Below are 14,687 nucleotides of genomic sequence, written 5' to 3'. Positions count from 1 at the left end.
AATAATGGTCCTCCTATTTAATTCCTTTTAATTTTGATCCTAATGGTATTAAGGACAATTCTTTATTTGAAAATGCTTTAAGTCGTATTAATACGTAAAGGTAGATTATTGCTCCAACAAAAGAAATCATAAGAATAACAATACAGAGTATGCCTCTAGAAAGTGACTCCATATAAATAATCTTCTCTGCAATAATTAAAAATGCAACCATACATATATTTGCAGCAATAAAAGCTCTCCAATTGATTGGTAACATTCTTTGATTAGGATAACTCTTTTTAAACTTTAAGAAGATAGAAGCGACTAAAAATAATAAACTAATTACAGTACCAATAGAACTTCCAATAATTCCAAAATGCGGAACAAGCAAATGATTTAACAGCCACTTTAAAGCGAAAGCCAATAATATGAAAACTGCGGTCCATTTAATATGTCCCACACCTTGTAGAATAGAGCTCGCCGTAATAACAATTGCGCTTAAAAAAACTGCAACCATTAAAATTGTTAAAGCTTGAGTGCCTTGACTATCTTGATACAACAATATATTAATATGGGGAAACAAATAAACCAAACCAACTGAAGCTCCCCAAGCAAGATAAAAACTTATTTTTATAGAACTAACAATATCTTCGTTAAAAGTAGAAAATTTCTTTGGAATATTCCCTTTTGCCAAACTAGGAATTAAAGCAAGTCCAAAGGATGAACCTACAACTGCCCCAATTTGTATGAGTGGTTGTCCACGATCAAACACTCCTTTTTGCTCCATAGCTTCTTCAATGGAAAGTCCCTTTTCTATTAGTCCCGGTACTACGGTAAATGAATCTGCAAATTGGATAATTAGTAGAATCAAGTGACTTAGTGAGGCAATAATGCCATAGGATACAATCGTCTTTACATAATATTTCCAAGGAATAGGTTCTTTAAAATTACTTAGATACTTGGTTTTCCTTAAAAAGATAACTAATATGAGTGAAGCCACCAAGGCCCCAATAATTGATGCTATTCCCGCATAAGTACCAATCCAATATACATCTAATCCATAATTTGCAACACCTATTGCAATAGCAATAATTATTGAAACGCGGATTAGCTGTTCCCCTATTTGTGAGTACGCAAGTGGCTTCATTTGTGATTTACCTTGAAAAATACCTCTCAGTAAAGTAGTAAAAGGAATTATCAGTAAAACGATACTTGCCAATTGATAAGCAGATATTAACCTACTATCTCCAATATAAAGAGCAATTTCCTCTGCGTAAACAAAGAGAAGTATTGCCGATAAGCTGCTAATAACAAATAAAATGATCCAAATAGGAAAAACAAAGTATTTAATCGATAGTTCTTCTTTTTCTGCGACTAACTTCGAGATGGCAGTTGGAAAGCCATATATAGATAAAACTAGTGCAATTCCTAATATTGGATATACTTGTTGATAAATATAAAAGCCAATATCTCCTGTTAAGTTTTGTAACGGTATTCGATATCCAGCACTCAATATTTTACTGATTAATCCTGCGAGTGTTAGTATTAATGCACCTTGAACAAACTTGTTTGTTTCCATATGTAACGTCCTTTAAGAGTGTACTCTACTTAAAATTCCTACTCATTATATCATAGTTACCAAAACTTGAAGATAGCCACTAATACGGTCTATTAAAGCTATTTATCTTTACAAGTGAATGCTTGAATATAAAAAAAGGAGAAAATTAGTTTTCAACCTAATTTTCATCCTTTAAGTTACCCTTTATTCCATTTGTTTTGCTAAAAAGCTTGCAGCTGTTTCCAAAGATTTCTGTTCTACTTCACTGAGTTTTTCTTGGTCTTTTGAAAACATTACAATACAGCCAATCGGATCACCATTGGCTATAATGGTGCTTATACAATAAGATGTTACCTCTTCTTCTTTCCCCGCGAGTAGTTCTATTGTAGTCGATTCCGTTTCTAATGTTTGCAGTCGACCTTCAATTGCCTTTTCAATTTTAGAGCCAATATTTTTATTTAAGTAATCCTTCTTAGACTCGCCAGCTACAGCGATAAATTCATCGCGATCACAAATTAATACCGGATGATGAAGTGAATCAAATAAAGCCTGAGCATACTCGGTTGCAAAGTTCCCTAATTCATTAATTGGAGAGTATTTTTTTAGAATCACTTCACCTTCTCTATCAATGAATATTTCTAATGGGTCTCCTTCACGGATACGTAACGTCCTTCTGATTTCTTTTGGGATGACTACTCTACCTAAATCATCAATCCGTCGTACAATTCCTGTTGCTTTCATGTATGAAGCCTCGCTTTCTTTTGATGATTTTTAATGCTTATGTTTAGAAGCTAAGACTATTTTTCACTCGAGTGGTGATTTAGTTATCGGGTTGGATGTCCCTTAAACAACCAACTTAAGTATCATACACAACTACACTTAAGTCTTATTTATATGTTAACTCGAGTTGTGTTTTAGTAGTATAAATCATCTTGGAAGAAGTATACATGAAATACCATTTATTGTACTTATCGATTAATTTTATCCATTTTTCCAATAAAATCTTTTATTGTATCATAGCGTTTGAACTTATTTTCTTTGGAATAGCGATACATGACTTTTAATTTATTCTGTTCTGTCCCTAACATTATTTCTCTGCCGTATTCATTAGCTAATTCAAAAATCTTTGAGCCATCAATTAGCTGACTTCTTTCTTCAGAGACAAGTAATTCTATCTTATTATTCTTTTCATGAATAGATTCGACTCGTTCCTTCTTAGCTAACCATCTTAATTCAGAAACTATAAACAGATTTTCTACCTCTGTAGGAAAATCTCCAAAACGATCTAATAATTCATCTTGCAAGTCAATGATATCTTCTTTGGAGCGTATCGTCTGAAATTGTTTATACATATCAATTTTTTGTCTTTCATCTTTTATATATGTGTCTGGAATATATGCATCAATTGTTAAAGTAATCTCAGGATTAAATGGTTTCACTTCCTCAATTTCTTTTCCTTGCTTTTTAGCCTCAATCGCCTCAGTTAGCATTTGGTTATACATGTCAAAACCAACCGAGTCAATGAAACCATGCTGTTGTGCACCTAACAGATTTCCTGCTCCACGAATGGAAAGGTCACGCATAGCAATCTTAAATCCTGATCCTAATTCCGTAAATTCCTTTATAGCTTGTAACCTTTTTTCGGCAACTTCAGTAAGTACTTTATCTTTTTTATACGTAAAATACGCATACGCTACTCGGTTAGAGCGACCAACTCTCCCTCTTAACTGATAAAGCTGGCTTAGTCCCATCCGATCAGCATCATAAACAATTAATGTATTTACGTTTGGTATATCGACACCTGTCTCTATTATAGTTGTACTTACTAGAACATCAAATTCGCCCTCTAAAAAGCTCAGCATTACGTTTTCTAATTCCGATTCATTCATCTGGCCATGCGCTACTGTTACTCGAGCGTCTGGCACTAACATGCCAATATCTCTAGCCATTTTATCAATACTTTCAACTCGATTATACAAGAAGAATACTTGCCCACCACGAGCCATTTCCCTTTCTATTGCTTCTCGGATTAACACAGGATTATATTCCAATACGTATGTTTGAATAGGAAAACGGTTCTCTGGCGGTGTTTCAATAACTGATAGATCACGAACACCAAGCATTGACATATGAAGAGTACGCGGTATAGGTGTAGCAGTTAATGTTAACACATCAATATTCGTCTTCAGCTGTTTTATTTTTTCTTTATGTTTAACACCAAATCGTTGCTCCTCATCAACAATTAGCAACCCTAAGTCATGATACGTAATATCCTTAGATAGAAGACGATGAGTTCCAACTACAATATCTACTACTCCTCGATTTAAACCATCTATCGTCTCTTTTTGCTGTTTTGGAGTTCTAAATCTACTTAGTAAACCAATATTAATTGGATAATCCTGAAATCTTTCCCTAATTGTTTCATAGTGCTGTTGCGCAAGGATAGTAGTTGGCACAAGAAATGCAACTTGTTTTCCATCTGCAACTGCTTTGAATGCTGCACGAATAGCGACCTCTGTCTTTCCATAACCAACGTCACCACATAGTAATCGGTCCATTGGTCTTATATTTTCCATATCACGCTTTATCTCTTCAATACAACGTAATTGATCTTCTGTTTCTTGATACGGAAACGATGCATCAAATTCTCGTTGTAATTCGCCATCAGATGAAAATGCATACCCTTTTTGTGATTGTCTCTCTGCATATAGCTTAATCAAATCATCAGCAATATCTTCAACAGAACTTTGAACTTTTCGCTTAACTTTTGTCCATTCACTGCCGCCCAATTTATAGAGCTTCGGTTCTTTTCCTTCAGAGCCAACATATTTCTTCACTAAATCTATTTGCTCAATTGGAATAAATAACTTATCATCACCAGAATACTTAATTAACATATAGTCTTTATGCTTATCATTGACTTCTAATGTTTCTATTCCTAAGTAACGCCCAATACCGTGATTTGTGTGAACAACATAATCGCCCACTTTTAACTCTTGATAGTTTTGGATTCTTTCTGCATTGGAAATATTTTGTTTTTTACGTGGACGTTTTGTTTGTTTCTTAAATAATTCACTTTCAGTAACAACTGCAAGCTTATGCATCGGTAGTTCAATACCGCTATTTAAACTAGCTACAGCAATTGTTGGTTGCTCTACAGGAAGTTGGAGTTGATCTGTAACTACTGATTCTATTTCATAATCTGCAAGAATGGAATGAACCTTTTCTGCCCGGTTTTTATTTGGTACCGCAATAATGACAGAATAATCTCCCTTAGACCAGCGCTTCAATTCATTTTTGAAAAGATGCATTTGTCCATGAAATTCTTGCATCGCACGAGAAGATAGATTCACAATATTTTGAGGTGTTGTATTCGGAATATGACGTAAAAATACAGACATATAAATTCGAGTACGATTCATATTTCCCCAAATTGTATGCCAATCAAAGGAGAATCTGCTATCTTTCACCATTCGATTCGCTTCTAGTAAGCTAGAATACCACTCCGCTTCCTCGTGGTCTAGATTTGTAGCTGTCTCTTGAATTCTAGACATCTCATCAAGAATAAGAATTCCATTTGAAGGTAGATAATCTAATAAACTAGCAGGATTTTCATAAAAGAAACCGATATATTTATACATCTCTGGATAGTGTTCTAATGATTTTAATCGTTCAATGTCACCATCAATTGCTTCTATTAGCATTTCTTTAGATTCTTTTGATTTTGAACTTTTTAAAGATGCTGCTAAAGCGTCCTCTAACTTTCCCGCACCTCTTAATATATCTTCATTCGTTAATAACAACTCTGTTGCTGGGCCTACACTTACTTTATGAAGACGATCTAAAGAACGTTGTGTATCTGCATCGAAATACCTTATAGAATCAACCTCTGTATCAAATAACTCTATTCGAATCGGATGAGGTTCTGTAACTGGGTAAATATCGATAATTCCTCCACGACGACTAAATTCTCCTGGAGCTGTTACCATCGATGCATGCTCAAATCCCATATCAATTAATGAGTTCAGATAGGAATCTATTTCTATATCTGTGCCTTCTTGAAAGAATAATTGATATTTTTCCCAGTAATGTTGTGGGGGTAATATTCTCTTCAATGCTGCTACTGGTGCAATCAAAACGCCATTTTTTTGACTTGACCATTTAGTTAACGCTTCAATCCTCTGACTTCGTAATTCTGGACTAGATATTGCAATTTCTGATGCAATTAGTTCATTTACTGGATACAAATGAACATGTTCCTCGTCTAAAAATACGGTTAAGTCATCGTATAGTTGTTGTGCCTGAACAAGTTGATATGTAATTAGAAGTATTGGGCGATTTAAAGACTCCTCAATTGCTGCTACAAGCATACTTCTAGCTGACCCTGACAGACCTGCAACTAATTGTTCTTTTAATCCATCTCCAATACCATCAATAATTGTTCTTATATCTTCTTTAGACTTTAGAAAATGACTAATATCTTTCACATTCAAACCCCCATTATGACTTTCCCAACACGTTGCATTGATTCTATAAATTTTGCTTAAAAAGTTAAATTTGTATAACATGGGCAAACCCATGATATAGGATAGGTATAAAAAAATAAAACAGAAAATGCCTTGGCTATAAAACCAAAGCTTGTTATTATATTAGTTTATTGTATGAAATAATCTAATTCATGATATTCTGGATGATGACCTAACGATTCCTGACAGTTTTCACAAATGGCTTGAATTTGAACATCACCATTTTCCTTATATTGAATCATTTCTCTTTTTTCCTCTTCATTTAACTTATCCCAACCTAGTATACTGGTGTCAATATTCTTTTCTGCAATTTCACCAATTACATGCCCACAATGTCTACATGTATAGACAATAGACATAGAAATACCTCCTCGAATAAACAAATTCCTAGTTAATAGGTTTATCCGAAAAGATATAATTTATACTGTTTATAGTAGCAATTTATCAACTTTAGGAATTAAATTCATTCATTACATCAATAAATGGCTTCTCTAACCAACGTTCACAAGCATCGGCTGCTTTTTGGATGCTTTCATTAACTAAATTATGCTCTTCTTTTGGAAAAGAACCTAGGACGTAATCAACAACAGGTATTGGAGTTGTCGGTCTTCCTACACCTATTCGAACTCGTTTAAAATCTTTTGTACCAACATGATCAATAATGGATCTGATTCCATTATGTCCTCCATGTCCACCCTTTTGTCTAAGTCGTATTTTTCCGGTAGGCAGATCTAAGTCATCATAGATTACTAGAACATCTTCTGTATCTATATTAAAATAGTCCATTAGCGGTCTAAGAGATTCTCCGGAGAGATTCATATATGTTTGGGGTTCTAGTAATATTACCTTTTCTCCTTGGATGGTATCCATTGCATAGTTGCCTTTGAATTTGGTCTTATTTAATTGTAGGTTATGACGTGATAAAAGCTCGTCTATAACCATAAATCCAATATTATGTCGAGTTGATTGATATTTTCTACCTGGGTTTCCTAATCCTACAATACATTTCATCTTGATTCTTCCCTTATTTAATATTTAACTATCAAGTACTATCATATCCCAGCCTGGAAATAGAACAATCCCTCCATATAAAATTATTTATATGGAGGGTTTTAGTTTTTATTCTTAATTAATTTTAGTTATTAATCTGCATTAGCTTCAGATTGTGCTTCACCTGTAAATCCTGGTTCTTGGCCAGTTTCATCTTGGCCTTCCATATCTGCATTTGTATTTGGTGCAAGAACACTTGCTACTACTGTTTCAGGTTCTTCAACTACTTCATATGTACTTGATTCCCCAATTTCAGCTACTGTAACAATGTCACCAATACTTTTATTTGAAATATCAACAGTAATTTCATTTGGTATATTGTCAGGTGTAGCTCGAACCGTTACTTCATAGAGTGGTTGTTGAATAACGCCATTCTCAGGCTCTCCTACTAAACGAACAGATACGCTAGTTTCCATTTCTTGAGACATGTTAACCATATAGAAATCTGCATGTAATAAAGAATCTTTTATCGCATCTGTTTGATAGTCATGTAACATAACATTTACTGGTGAGTCCCCTTCAATTTGAAGTGAGATAATTACATTTCTTCCTTCATCTCTTACAGTTTTAAGGAGCTCAATACTATCTACGGAAATAGACTTTGAATCTTTTTCTTTACCATAAACTACAGCTGGAACTTGTCCATTTTGACGTAGTTCTTTTGTTGCCGATCTTGCATGATCCTCTCGTTTCCTTGCACTTAAGATTACTGACATCAATATCATCCTCCTAATTTTAGTAAAACTCGTATCACCCAATATTTATGACAACTTTTAATAAAAAAAGTTTCTATCTTATAGTATACCACATAATAGTATTTTCCCTGTTAACCGTGAGATTAAACATTAATCGAATAAAATACTTACAGATTGTTCTTCATGAACCCGTATAATTGCTTCACCAATAAGTGGAGCAACCGATAATTGTGTAATTTTGTCACTCATCTTACTCTCAGGTAATGGAATGGAGTTTGTGATTACTAACTCTTTAATTTTAGAGTTTTCAATACGTTCAATTGCAGGGCCTGATAAAACAGGGTGCGTACAACATGCATACACTTCCTTCGCACCATTTTCAATAAGTGCATTAGCAGCTAATGTTATCGTTCCAGCCGTATCAATAATATCATCAATTAAGATTGCTGTTTTCCCTTCAATATTACCAATAATATTCATAACCTCAGCAACATTTGGACGTGGTCTTCTTTTATCAATGATACCAATTGGAGCCTTAAGGCGATCTGCCATCTTTCTCGCTCTTGTTACACCGCCATGATCAGGTGAAACAATAATAATATCGTCCATATTTTTTGCTTCAAAGTAGTCCGATAATAACGGCACGCCTTGTAAGTGATCAATTGGACCATCAAAGAATCCTTGAATTTGCGGAGCATGTAGATCAAGTGTAATCACACGGTCAGCTCCTGCAGTTTCAATTAAATCCGCTACTAGTTTAGCCGTAATCGGCTCTCTTGAACGTGCTTTACGATCCTGGCGAGCATATCCATAATACGGCATAACAACATTAATTGTTTTTGCTGATGCACGTTTCAATGCATCCAACATAATTAATAATTCCATTAAGTGTTGATTTACTGGTGAACTTGTTGATTGAACAACATAAACATCAGATCCACGTACACTTTCCTCGATATTTATTTGAACTTCACCATCACTAAATGTAGTAACTGTACACTTCCCAAGAGAAATACCAATATGGTCTGCAATCTCCTCAGCAAGTTTTCGATTTGAATTAAGCGAAAACACCTTCATATTTGAATTTTGATATTGAGACATTACGTAGCCCTCCGTTATTCTTTATCTTTAAGTTTATTTTTTAATCTTGATGCGTAACCTTCTTTATTCGTTTGTCTAGCACGAGCAACTGATAATGCATCTGATGGCACATCTTTTGTTATAGTAGAACCTGCTGCAACATAGGAGCCTTTGCCTACTTTTACTGGTGCTATTAAATTTGAATTACAACCAATGAACGAATCGTCCTCAATTGTAGTTAAATATTTATTTTTGCCATCATAGTTTACCGTTATCGTACCACAACCTATATTAACATTATTTCCTACTTCAGCGTCACCTATATAACTTAAGTGGGAAACTTTGCTACTTTTACCTATAGATGCCTTTTTAATTTCAACAAAATTACCTACTTTAGCTTCGTCTCCAATGGATGCATCTGGACGAATATGTGCAAATGGACCTACATTTACCCGTTCTCCAATTTTGCTATCTGTAGCTACACTTTGTTTAATAACGGTATCTTTTCCTACCTCGCAATTTTTTATCTCGCTGTTAGGTCCAATAATGGCATTTTCTTTAATAATTGAATCTCCCGAGATAATAGAGCCCGGATAAATAATTACATCTTGCTCGATAAGCACTTCTGGTGATATATACGTATTTTCAGGGTCGATAATTGTTACACCATTACGCATATGTTGTTCATTAATACGTAGTTTCATTGTCTTTTCAGCCTGGGCTAAGGCAACACGATCATTTACTCCTAATGTCTCATCAAAATTAGCTGTTAAAAAGGCAGTAACTTTTTCTGATTTATTTTTTAGTATCTCAATAACATCTGGTAAGTAATACTCCCCTTGAGCGTTATCATTTGAAACTTCTTTTAAAGCTGCAAATAATGCCTCATTATCAAAACAATACGTCCCCGTATTAATTTCACTAATTAATAATTCATTAGGATTTGCATCTTTTTGTTCTACAATTCGTTCAACTTCATTGTTATCATTGCGAACAACTCGACCATAACCAAACGGATTTGGAGCTTGTGCAGTAAGAATAGTTGCTTTTGCACCTTCCTTTTCGTGGTGCTCACAAAGATTTTTAAATGTTTCTTTTGTAATTAACGGTGTATCACCACAAACAACAATTGTTGTTCCTTTTTTATCTTTTAATAATTCTTCTGCTTGGATAACCGCGTGTCCCGTTCCTAATTGCTCTTCTTGAATGACAAATTTAGTTTGTTCACCAAGAAGCTCTTTTACTTTATCCGAACCAAATCCAACAACAGTTACTATTTCATCTAGTCCAACTTCTTTTACTTGTTCTAGCACATGTTGTACCATTGGTTTTCCTAAAACAGGATGGAGTACTTTATATAACTTAGACTTCATTCTAGTACCTTGACCTGCTGCTAAAATTACTGCAAATCTTTTTGACATGAGGAATTCCCTCCAATTATTAAAGGTTAAATAAGATACTGCCTACTAATAAATATCCATTTTGACTATATCTTAAATAACTGTTGATTTCAACCGATAGCGAGGGATTAGGAGTGATTTTTGGAGTAATTAGAGAAGAACAAAAAAAGAAGGCTAATCTGTATGAGATTAGGCCTCTAGTTGTAAAGGGTTTCATTTTTTAGGAAGCTCCAGCTTCTTCAAATTCAACTTCTTCACCCGCACGGCGATATTCTTCTAATACTGCATCTTGGATTTTAGCCCTTGTATTAGAGTTTATCGGATGTGCGATATCTCTGAATTCACCATCAGGAGTTCTTTTTGATGGCATTGCCACAAATAATCCATTATTTCCGTCAATAACGCGGATATCATGAACTACAAATTCCTGATCTAACGTAATAGATGCGATTGCACGCATTCTACCTTCCGTGTTTACACGGCGTAATCTAACGTCAGTTACTTCCATGCTGTTTCACCACCTTTGTACTTTTGGGTTAATTAATGTAATTCTACAAATAATTGAAAACTCCTGCTTAAATTTGAAAAAAGTTTAAATAATTTACACAAAAAGTAAAAAATTACATTTTTTTTAGTATATTTTGACTATTTGCTAATAATTTAATAGACTTATAGTTTTTTCTTATGCGAAAAAATATAGTGCAATAAACCTTGATATAAATAAAAAAGACTGACCTAACTACTAGGCAGTCTCTTACATTAAATATAGTTTCCTCTTTGAACAGAGATAAAGTTCTCTTTAATATCTACACTAGATATTTTCACGAGTGAAGTGTAATCATTAACGACTCTTTCCTCTTCTTCATCATCTGCCTCAGCAAGAACACCGATTGCTTTTACATTCGCGTTGAATTCCTTTAACAAACTCACCATACCGTTTATTGTTCCACCGGCTTTCATAAAATCATCAATAATACAAACATTAGTCCCTTCAGGTAGACTACGCTTTGGTAAGACCATTGTCTGTATTTTCTTTGACGATCCAGAAACATAATTGATGCTAACTGATGAACCTTCTGTGACTTGTGGATTTCTTCTCGCAATGACAACTGGCACTTGTAAGAAAGAAGCAACGGCATAGGCAAGTGGAATACCTTTTGTAGCTACCGTTACAATACATTCAATTTCTAGATTGGAGAACTTTGAGGCGAATATTCTTCCAATTTCACGGACAGTATTTGGCTCTCCTAATATATCACTCATATATAAATAGCCACCAGGAAGGATTCGATTTGGATCTTTTAAACGGTCGCATAATTGATCAATAAATTGATTACCTCTATCTCTTGATAATTCTGGAATAAACATAACACCACCAGTAGAGCCGGATGTACGTTTTAAATATCCAATTCCTTTCTCCCTAAATAGTTCATCAATGATATCTAAATCTTCACTAATGGAAGCCTTAGCAGCATTAAACATTTCTACAAATGATGGCAAATTGCTGTGCACTCTTGGGTTTTCTAAGAAAAAATTAGTTAGTGCGACTAAACGCCCGCTTCTTTTCATTATTTCACCTCAAAACCGAATTATTTTATATAAACATACCATCAATATTTGTGTTCTGCAAGGCTACCCAATTAATCGAACTAAGTATACTTCAGGACAAAACCCTTTCAAACTGTTGTATATTCGCTTGGCTTTACTGTGTTGCTCAACGATTCCATAAACAGTTGGTCCACTTCCACTCATTAACACACCCGGTGCACCAGCCTGTCTCATTTTTTCTTTAATTCGTAATACTTCAGGATGTATAGAGGTGGTTATTCTTTCTAAGGAATTGCCAATATTAGCACATAGTTTTGAGAAGTCTTGTTCAAATAAAGCATCAATGACCGCTTGTGTATTAGGATGAGTAATTTCATCCATATTCACTTGACCGAAAATCGTTTTTGTAGATACTCCAATATCTGGTTTAGCTAACACAACCCAAAATGGCGGTGGAGGTGGTAGTTTTTCAATTACTTCGCCAAATCCTTTCGCAATTCCTGTTGAACCGTAAACGCAAAATGGAATATCTGATCCAAGGCTTGAGCCTAAGGCTGCGAGTTCTTCTATCGGAATATTCATATTCCATAATTGATTTAAACCTCTTAACACTGCTGCAGCATCTGTACTTCCTCCACCTAATCCGGCAGAAACAGGTATTACTTTTTCGATCTTAATATGAACACCTTTTGTAATGTTGTATTTCTTTTTAAAGGCCATTGCAGCCTTATATGCCAAATTCCGCTCGTCATTTGGTACGTATCTACTCCATAGAGAAACTTCGACACGATCTTCCTCTATCGTATTTAACTCAATTCGGTCTGCTAAATCAACCGTTGTCATGATCATTTCTACATTATGATATCCATCGTCTCGTTTACTTAACACATCTAAGGACAGGTTGATTTTTGCAGGTGCTTTTTCAAAGTGAGTCATTACCGTCACCTACTTTTTTCATGTATGAAAATTGTATCATAAAAAAAACTGAGGCGCGACTGCTTTTACTACAGTTGTATATAGTAAAAAGAATGAAAAAGAAAAGCAGACCAATTTATGATCTGCTTTCTAAATTCTGCTCGGCTATTTCAATTGCTCGCTTTACCATGTTCCCAGCATCCCTTGCCTTAATTCCGCCCCATCCTTCTTTTTGCACCGTGTCGTAAAAGCCTAACTCTTTTGCAATTTCTTCTTTCAGTTGGTCAGACATAATCCCACGTCTACCCATGAAAGAACAACCCCTTTCCTGTTATAACTTGTTACGACATTTTTAGTTTGTACTAAGTACCTCATATTAATCGAGTAATATTTAGGGAATGAAGGGAATTTTAAGTAAAAATATGGATCAGAAACCTTCCGGCTACTGATCCAGTATCATTGTATTATGATGTTCTTCATTGAAGTTTAATTCAACCGTTTCTGTTAGTACGTCTGCATAGCTGTATGAAACACGTTCGAAAGCATTTTCGTCTTGATCGAGTTCAACAATAAATACAGAAGGATAAGTTTCTGCTAATACTCCCGTTCTTTCTATTGTCTTCCTTCTTCCACCATTTGCTTTTAAAGTCAATCTTTTACCAATTTGACCTTCAAGACCTTGCTTAATTTCGATTAATGTTTTAGCCAATACACTCCACCTCACTGTAGTTTAACTATAACATACGCTTGTATAAAAGTCAAATAAAATATTATATTATAACAAGATATGTTTTTTCATGTCAACAAGAAAATATGTTCATTGCTATTATTATGGCAATTTTTTAACAGAATATGTATATTTTTTAACAAAATATACTTTTAATTACCTTGAGTGATAAGGATTAGACCCAATTAGAAAAACAACTCGACCCACTAAAGGAAGTTTGCCGAGTTTTTATTCTTTTAACTATTGGACTCTATCGATTCATCATCATCATTTGGTAAATAAGGTAGACCTGTCCGAAGAAGTCCTCTTGTTTCTACTCCTCCCATCCCCTTTTCTCCAGTCATTGTATTACGCAATGCTTCCCAAACATTTACCTTTTCCATAAAAGGTGTGTAGGCAATCTTTGCTGCAATGTAAACTGGATCCAGCGCATGAATATTAATCCGTTTTGGTGAACTGGCAAAATTCGCACCAGCCCGAATCAGGGATTCAAAATGAGATTGACATGCACCTGCAAAAATAACTAATTGATCTAAGTGTGAAGTTATTTTTCTTGCCTCTCTTACTGTCTCTACAAAGTATTTAGAGTGCCGATATGCTCTTATATCATCTTTTGCTCCTTTACTTTTTGAGAAGGAATCATGTCCTGTTATAACAATGATATTTGGTTGAATTTTTTCAATTAATGAACGAATATGAAAGGACATTTCCTTTTCGTTAAGATGGACACCGTGTACTTGCAATCCCAACCGTTGATATAAGGCTATACATTTTCTTAAATACATTTGATCCCCGTCTAGGTGCAGTACTTTAGCTGGTAATTGAAAATAATCAACATACTGATATCCGTCTGTTGATTGATAATCACGCTTTTCCTTCATAAGTTGGTAATCTTGCCTAAATAAACGGTACGAAAATTCTTCTTGCTCTTTCTCTTTTTTTCGCCTTTTCACTAGATCTCTTTCTTCGACTCTTGTTAAATCATCTAATGGTGCATCAACTTCTAACCGAATATCTTCGCCGTGGAGAATAGCATGCTCTTGATTAATTGACGAGATCCGGAATAGTACGTCATGATTGTATTTTTTTCTTGTTACAAGTTCTCCTATTGTTCTTCGTTCCATAAATCCACCTCACAGCCTCACTAGCAGTGATCCTATTCTTCCTATATAGGTTATGAGAAAAGTGCCCTAAGCGTGCTTAATGGAT

General features: G+C 34.6%; 14 protein-coding genes. All 14 read right to left on the bottom strand.

Annotated elements, in window-relative coordinates:
- Positions 1 to 13: 13 nt before the first annotated feature.
- Positions 14 to 1,558 (bottom strand): putative polysaccharide biosynthesis protein, encoded by a 1,545-nt coding sequence (locus IEV35_RS06765; protein WP_188383916.1) that lies wholly within the window; start codon positions 1,556 to 1,558, stop codon positions 14 to 16.
- A 183-nt stretch (positions 1,559 to 1,741) separates the two neighbouring features.
- The gene (gene spoVT / locus IEV35_RS06760; protein WP_188383915.1) at positions 1,742 to 2,278 is read right to left on the bottom strand and encodes a stage V sporulation protein T; all 537 of its coding nucleotides are present in this window, start codon (positions 2,276 to 2,278) and stop codon (positions 1,742 to 1,744) included.
- 227 nt (positions 2,279 to 2,505) lie between these two features.
- Entirely contained in the window at positions 2,506 to 6,024 is a 3,519-nt protein-coding gene (gene mfd / locus IEV35_RS06755) for a transcription-repair coupling factor (protein ID WP_188383914.1), read from the bottom strand.
- A 167-nt stretch (positions 6,025 to 6,191) separates the two neighbouring features.
- Complete coding sequence (fin, locus tag IEV35_RS06750) at positions 6,192 to 6,422, bottom strand: anti-sigma-F factor Fin (protein WP_188383913.1); 231 nt, start codon at positions 6,420 to 6,422, stop codon at positions 6,192 to 6,194.
- A gap of 91 nt (positions 6,423 to 6,513) precedes the next feature.
- Positions 6,514 to 7,074, bottom strand: a complete 561-nt coding sequence (pth, locus tag IEV35_RS06745; RefSeq protein ID WP_188383912.1) for an aminoacyl-tRNA hydrolase — start codon at positions 7,072 to 7,074, stop codon at positions 6,514 to 6,516.
- A 131-nt stretch (positions 7,075 to 7,205) separates the two neighbouring features.
- The gene (locus tag IEV35_RS06740) at positions 7,206 to 7,829 is read right to left on the bottom strand and encodes a 50S ribosomal protein L25/general stress protein Ctc (RefSeq protein ID WP_188383911.1); all 624 of its coding nucleotides are present in this window, start codon (positions 7,827 to 7,829) and stop codon (positions 7,206 to 7,208) included.
- 129 nt (positions 7,830 to 7,958) lie between these two features.
- A complete protein-coding gene (locus IEV35_RS06735) occupies positions 7,959 to 8,909 on the bottom strand; it encodes a ribose-phosphate diphosphokinase (protein ID WP_308419771.1) in 951 nt (316 codons plus the stop codon).
- A gap of 14 nt (positions 8,910 to 8,923) precedes the next feature.
- Positions 8,924 to 10,309, bottom strand: coding sequence for a bifunctional UDP-N-acetylglucosamine diphosphorylase/glucosamine-1-phosphate N-acetyltransferase GlmU (gene glmU / locus IEV35_RS06730; protein ID WP_188383910.1), 1,386 nt, complete (start codon positions 10,307 to 10,309; stop codon positions 8,924 to 8,926).
- 199 nt (positions 10,310 to 10,508) lie between these two features.
- Positions 10,509 to 10,796 carry a septation regulator SpoVG gene (spoVG, locus tag IEV35_RS06725; RefSeq protein WP_047986264.1) on the bottom strand — a complete coding sequence of 96 codons (288 nt, stop codon included), beginning with the start codon at positions 10,794 to 10,796 and terminating at the stop codon, positions 10,509 to 10,511.
- 251 nt (positions 10,797 to 11,047) lie between these two features.
- Complete coding sequence (gene purR / locus IEV35_RS06720) at positions 11,048 to 11,857, bottom strand: pur operon repressor (RefSeq protein WP_188383909.1); 810 nt, start codon at positions 11,855 to 11,857, stop codon at positions 11,048 to 11,050.
- A gap of 63 nt (positions 11,858 to 11,920) precedes the next feature.
- Complete coding sequence (ispE, locus tag IEV35_RS06715) at positions 11,921 to 12,772, bottom strand: 4-(cytidine 5'-diphospho)-2-C-methyl-D-erythritol kinase (RefSeq protein WP_188383908.1); 852 nt, start codon at positions 12,770 to 12,772, stop codon at positions 11,921 to 11,923.
- A gap of 115 nt (positions 12,773 to 12,887) precedes the next feature.
- Positions 12,888 to 13,061 carry a small, acid-soluble spore protein, alpha/beta type gene (locus tag IEV35_RS06710; protein ID WP_188383907.1) on the bottom strand — a complete coding sequence of 58 codons (174 nt, stop codon included), beginning with the start codon at positions 13,059 to 13,061 and terminating at the stop codon, positions 12,888 to 12,890.
- A gap of 132 nt (positions 13,062 to 13,193) precedes the next feature.
- Positions 13,194 to 13,460, bottom strand: coding sequence for a biofilm formation stimulator Veg (gene veg / locus IEV35_RS06705; protein ID WP_188383906.1), 267 nt, complete (start codon positions 13,458 to 13,460; stop codon positions 13,194 to 13,196).
- Between the two features lie 254 nt (positions 13,461 to 13,714).
- Positions 13,715 to 14,602 carry a sporulation peptidase YabG gene (gene yabG / locus IEV35_RS06700; protein WP_188383905.1) on the bottom strand — a complete coding sequence of 296 codons (888 nt, stop codon included), beginning with the start codon at positions 14,600 to 14,602 and terminating at the stop codon, positions 13,715 to 13,717.
- Positions 14,603 to 14,687: the final 85 nt, after the last annotated feature.

This window comes from Ornithinibacillus halotolerans (genome assembly GCF_014637405.1).
GTDB lineage: Bacteria > Bacillota > Bacilli > Bacillales > Amphibacillaceae > Ornithinibacillus > Ornithinibacillus halotolerans.
Note: the sequence above shows the minus strand (reverse complement) of the source record. Positions and strands in the feature narration are given on the sequence as shown.

Bases quoted from the DNA above. Each gene is read 5' to 3' on its own strand.
- glmU (WP_188383910.1), bottom strand. From the start codon at position 10,309: ATGTCAAAAAGATTTGCAGTAATTTTAGCAGCAGGTCAAGGTACTAGA.
- IEV35_RS06765 (WP_188383916.1), bottom strand. From the start codon at position 1,558: ATGGAAACAAACAAGTTTGTTCAAGGTGCATTAATACTAACACTCGCA.
- IEV35_RS06735 (WP_308419771.1), bottom strand. From the start codon at position 8,909: ATGTCTCAATATCAAAATTCAAATATGAAGGTGTTTTCGCTTAATTCA.
- spoVT (WP_188383915.1), bottom strand. From the start codon at position 2,278: ATGAAAGCAACAGGAATTGTACGACGGATTGATGATTTAGGTAGAGTA.
- fin (WP_188383913.1), bottom strand. From the start codon at position 6,422: ATGTCTATTGTCTATACATGTAGACATTGTGGGCATGTAATTGGTGAA.
- IEV35_RS06710 (WP_188383907.1), bottom strand. From the start codon at position 13,061: ATGGGTAGACGTGGGATTATGTCTGACCAACTGAAAGAAGAAATTGCA.
- yabG (WP_188383905.1), bottom strand. From the start codon at position 14,602: ATGGAACGAAGAACAATAGGAGAACTTGTAACAAGAAAAAAATACAAT.
- pth (WP_188383912.1), bottom strand. From the start codon at position 7,074: ATGAAATGTATTGTAGGATTAGGAAACCCAGGTAGAAAATATCAATCA.
- IEV35_RS06740 (WP_188383911.1), bottom strand. From the start codon at position 7,829: ATGTCAGTAATCTTAAGTGCAAGGAAACGAGAGGATCATGCAAGATCG.
- ispE (WP_188383908.1), bottom strand. From the start codon at position 12,772: ATGACTCACTTTGAAAAAGCACCTGCAAAAATCAACCTGTCCTTAGAT.
- purR (WP_188383909.1), bottom strand. From the start codon at position 11,857: ATGAAAAGAAGCGGGCGTTTAGTCGCACTAACTAATTTTTTCTTAGAA.
- spoVG (WP_047986264.1), bottom strand. From the start codon at position 10,796: ATGGAAGTAACTGACGTTAGATTACGCCGTGTAAACACGGAAGGTAGA.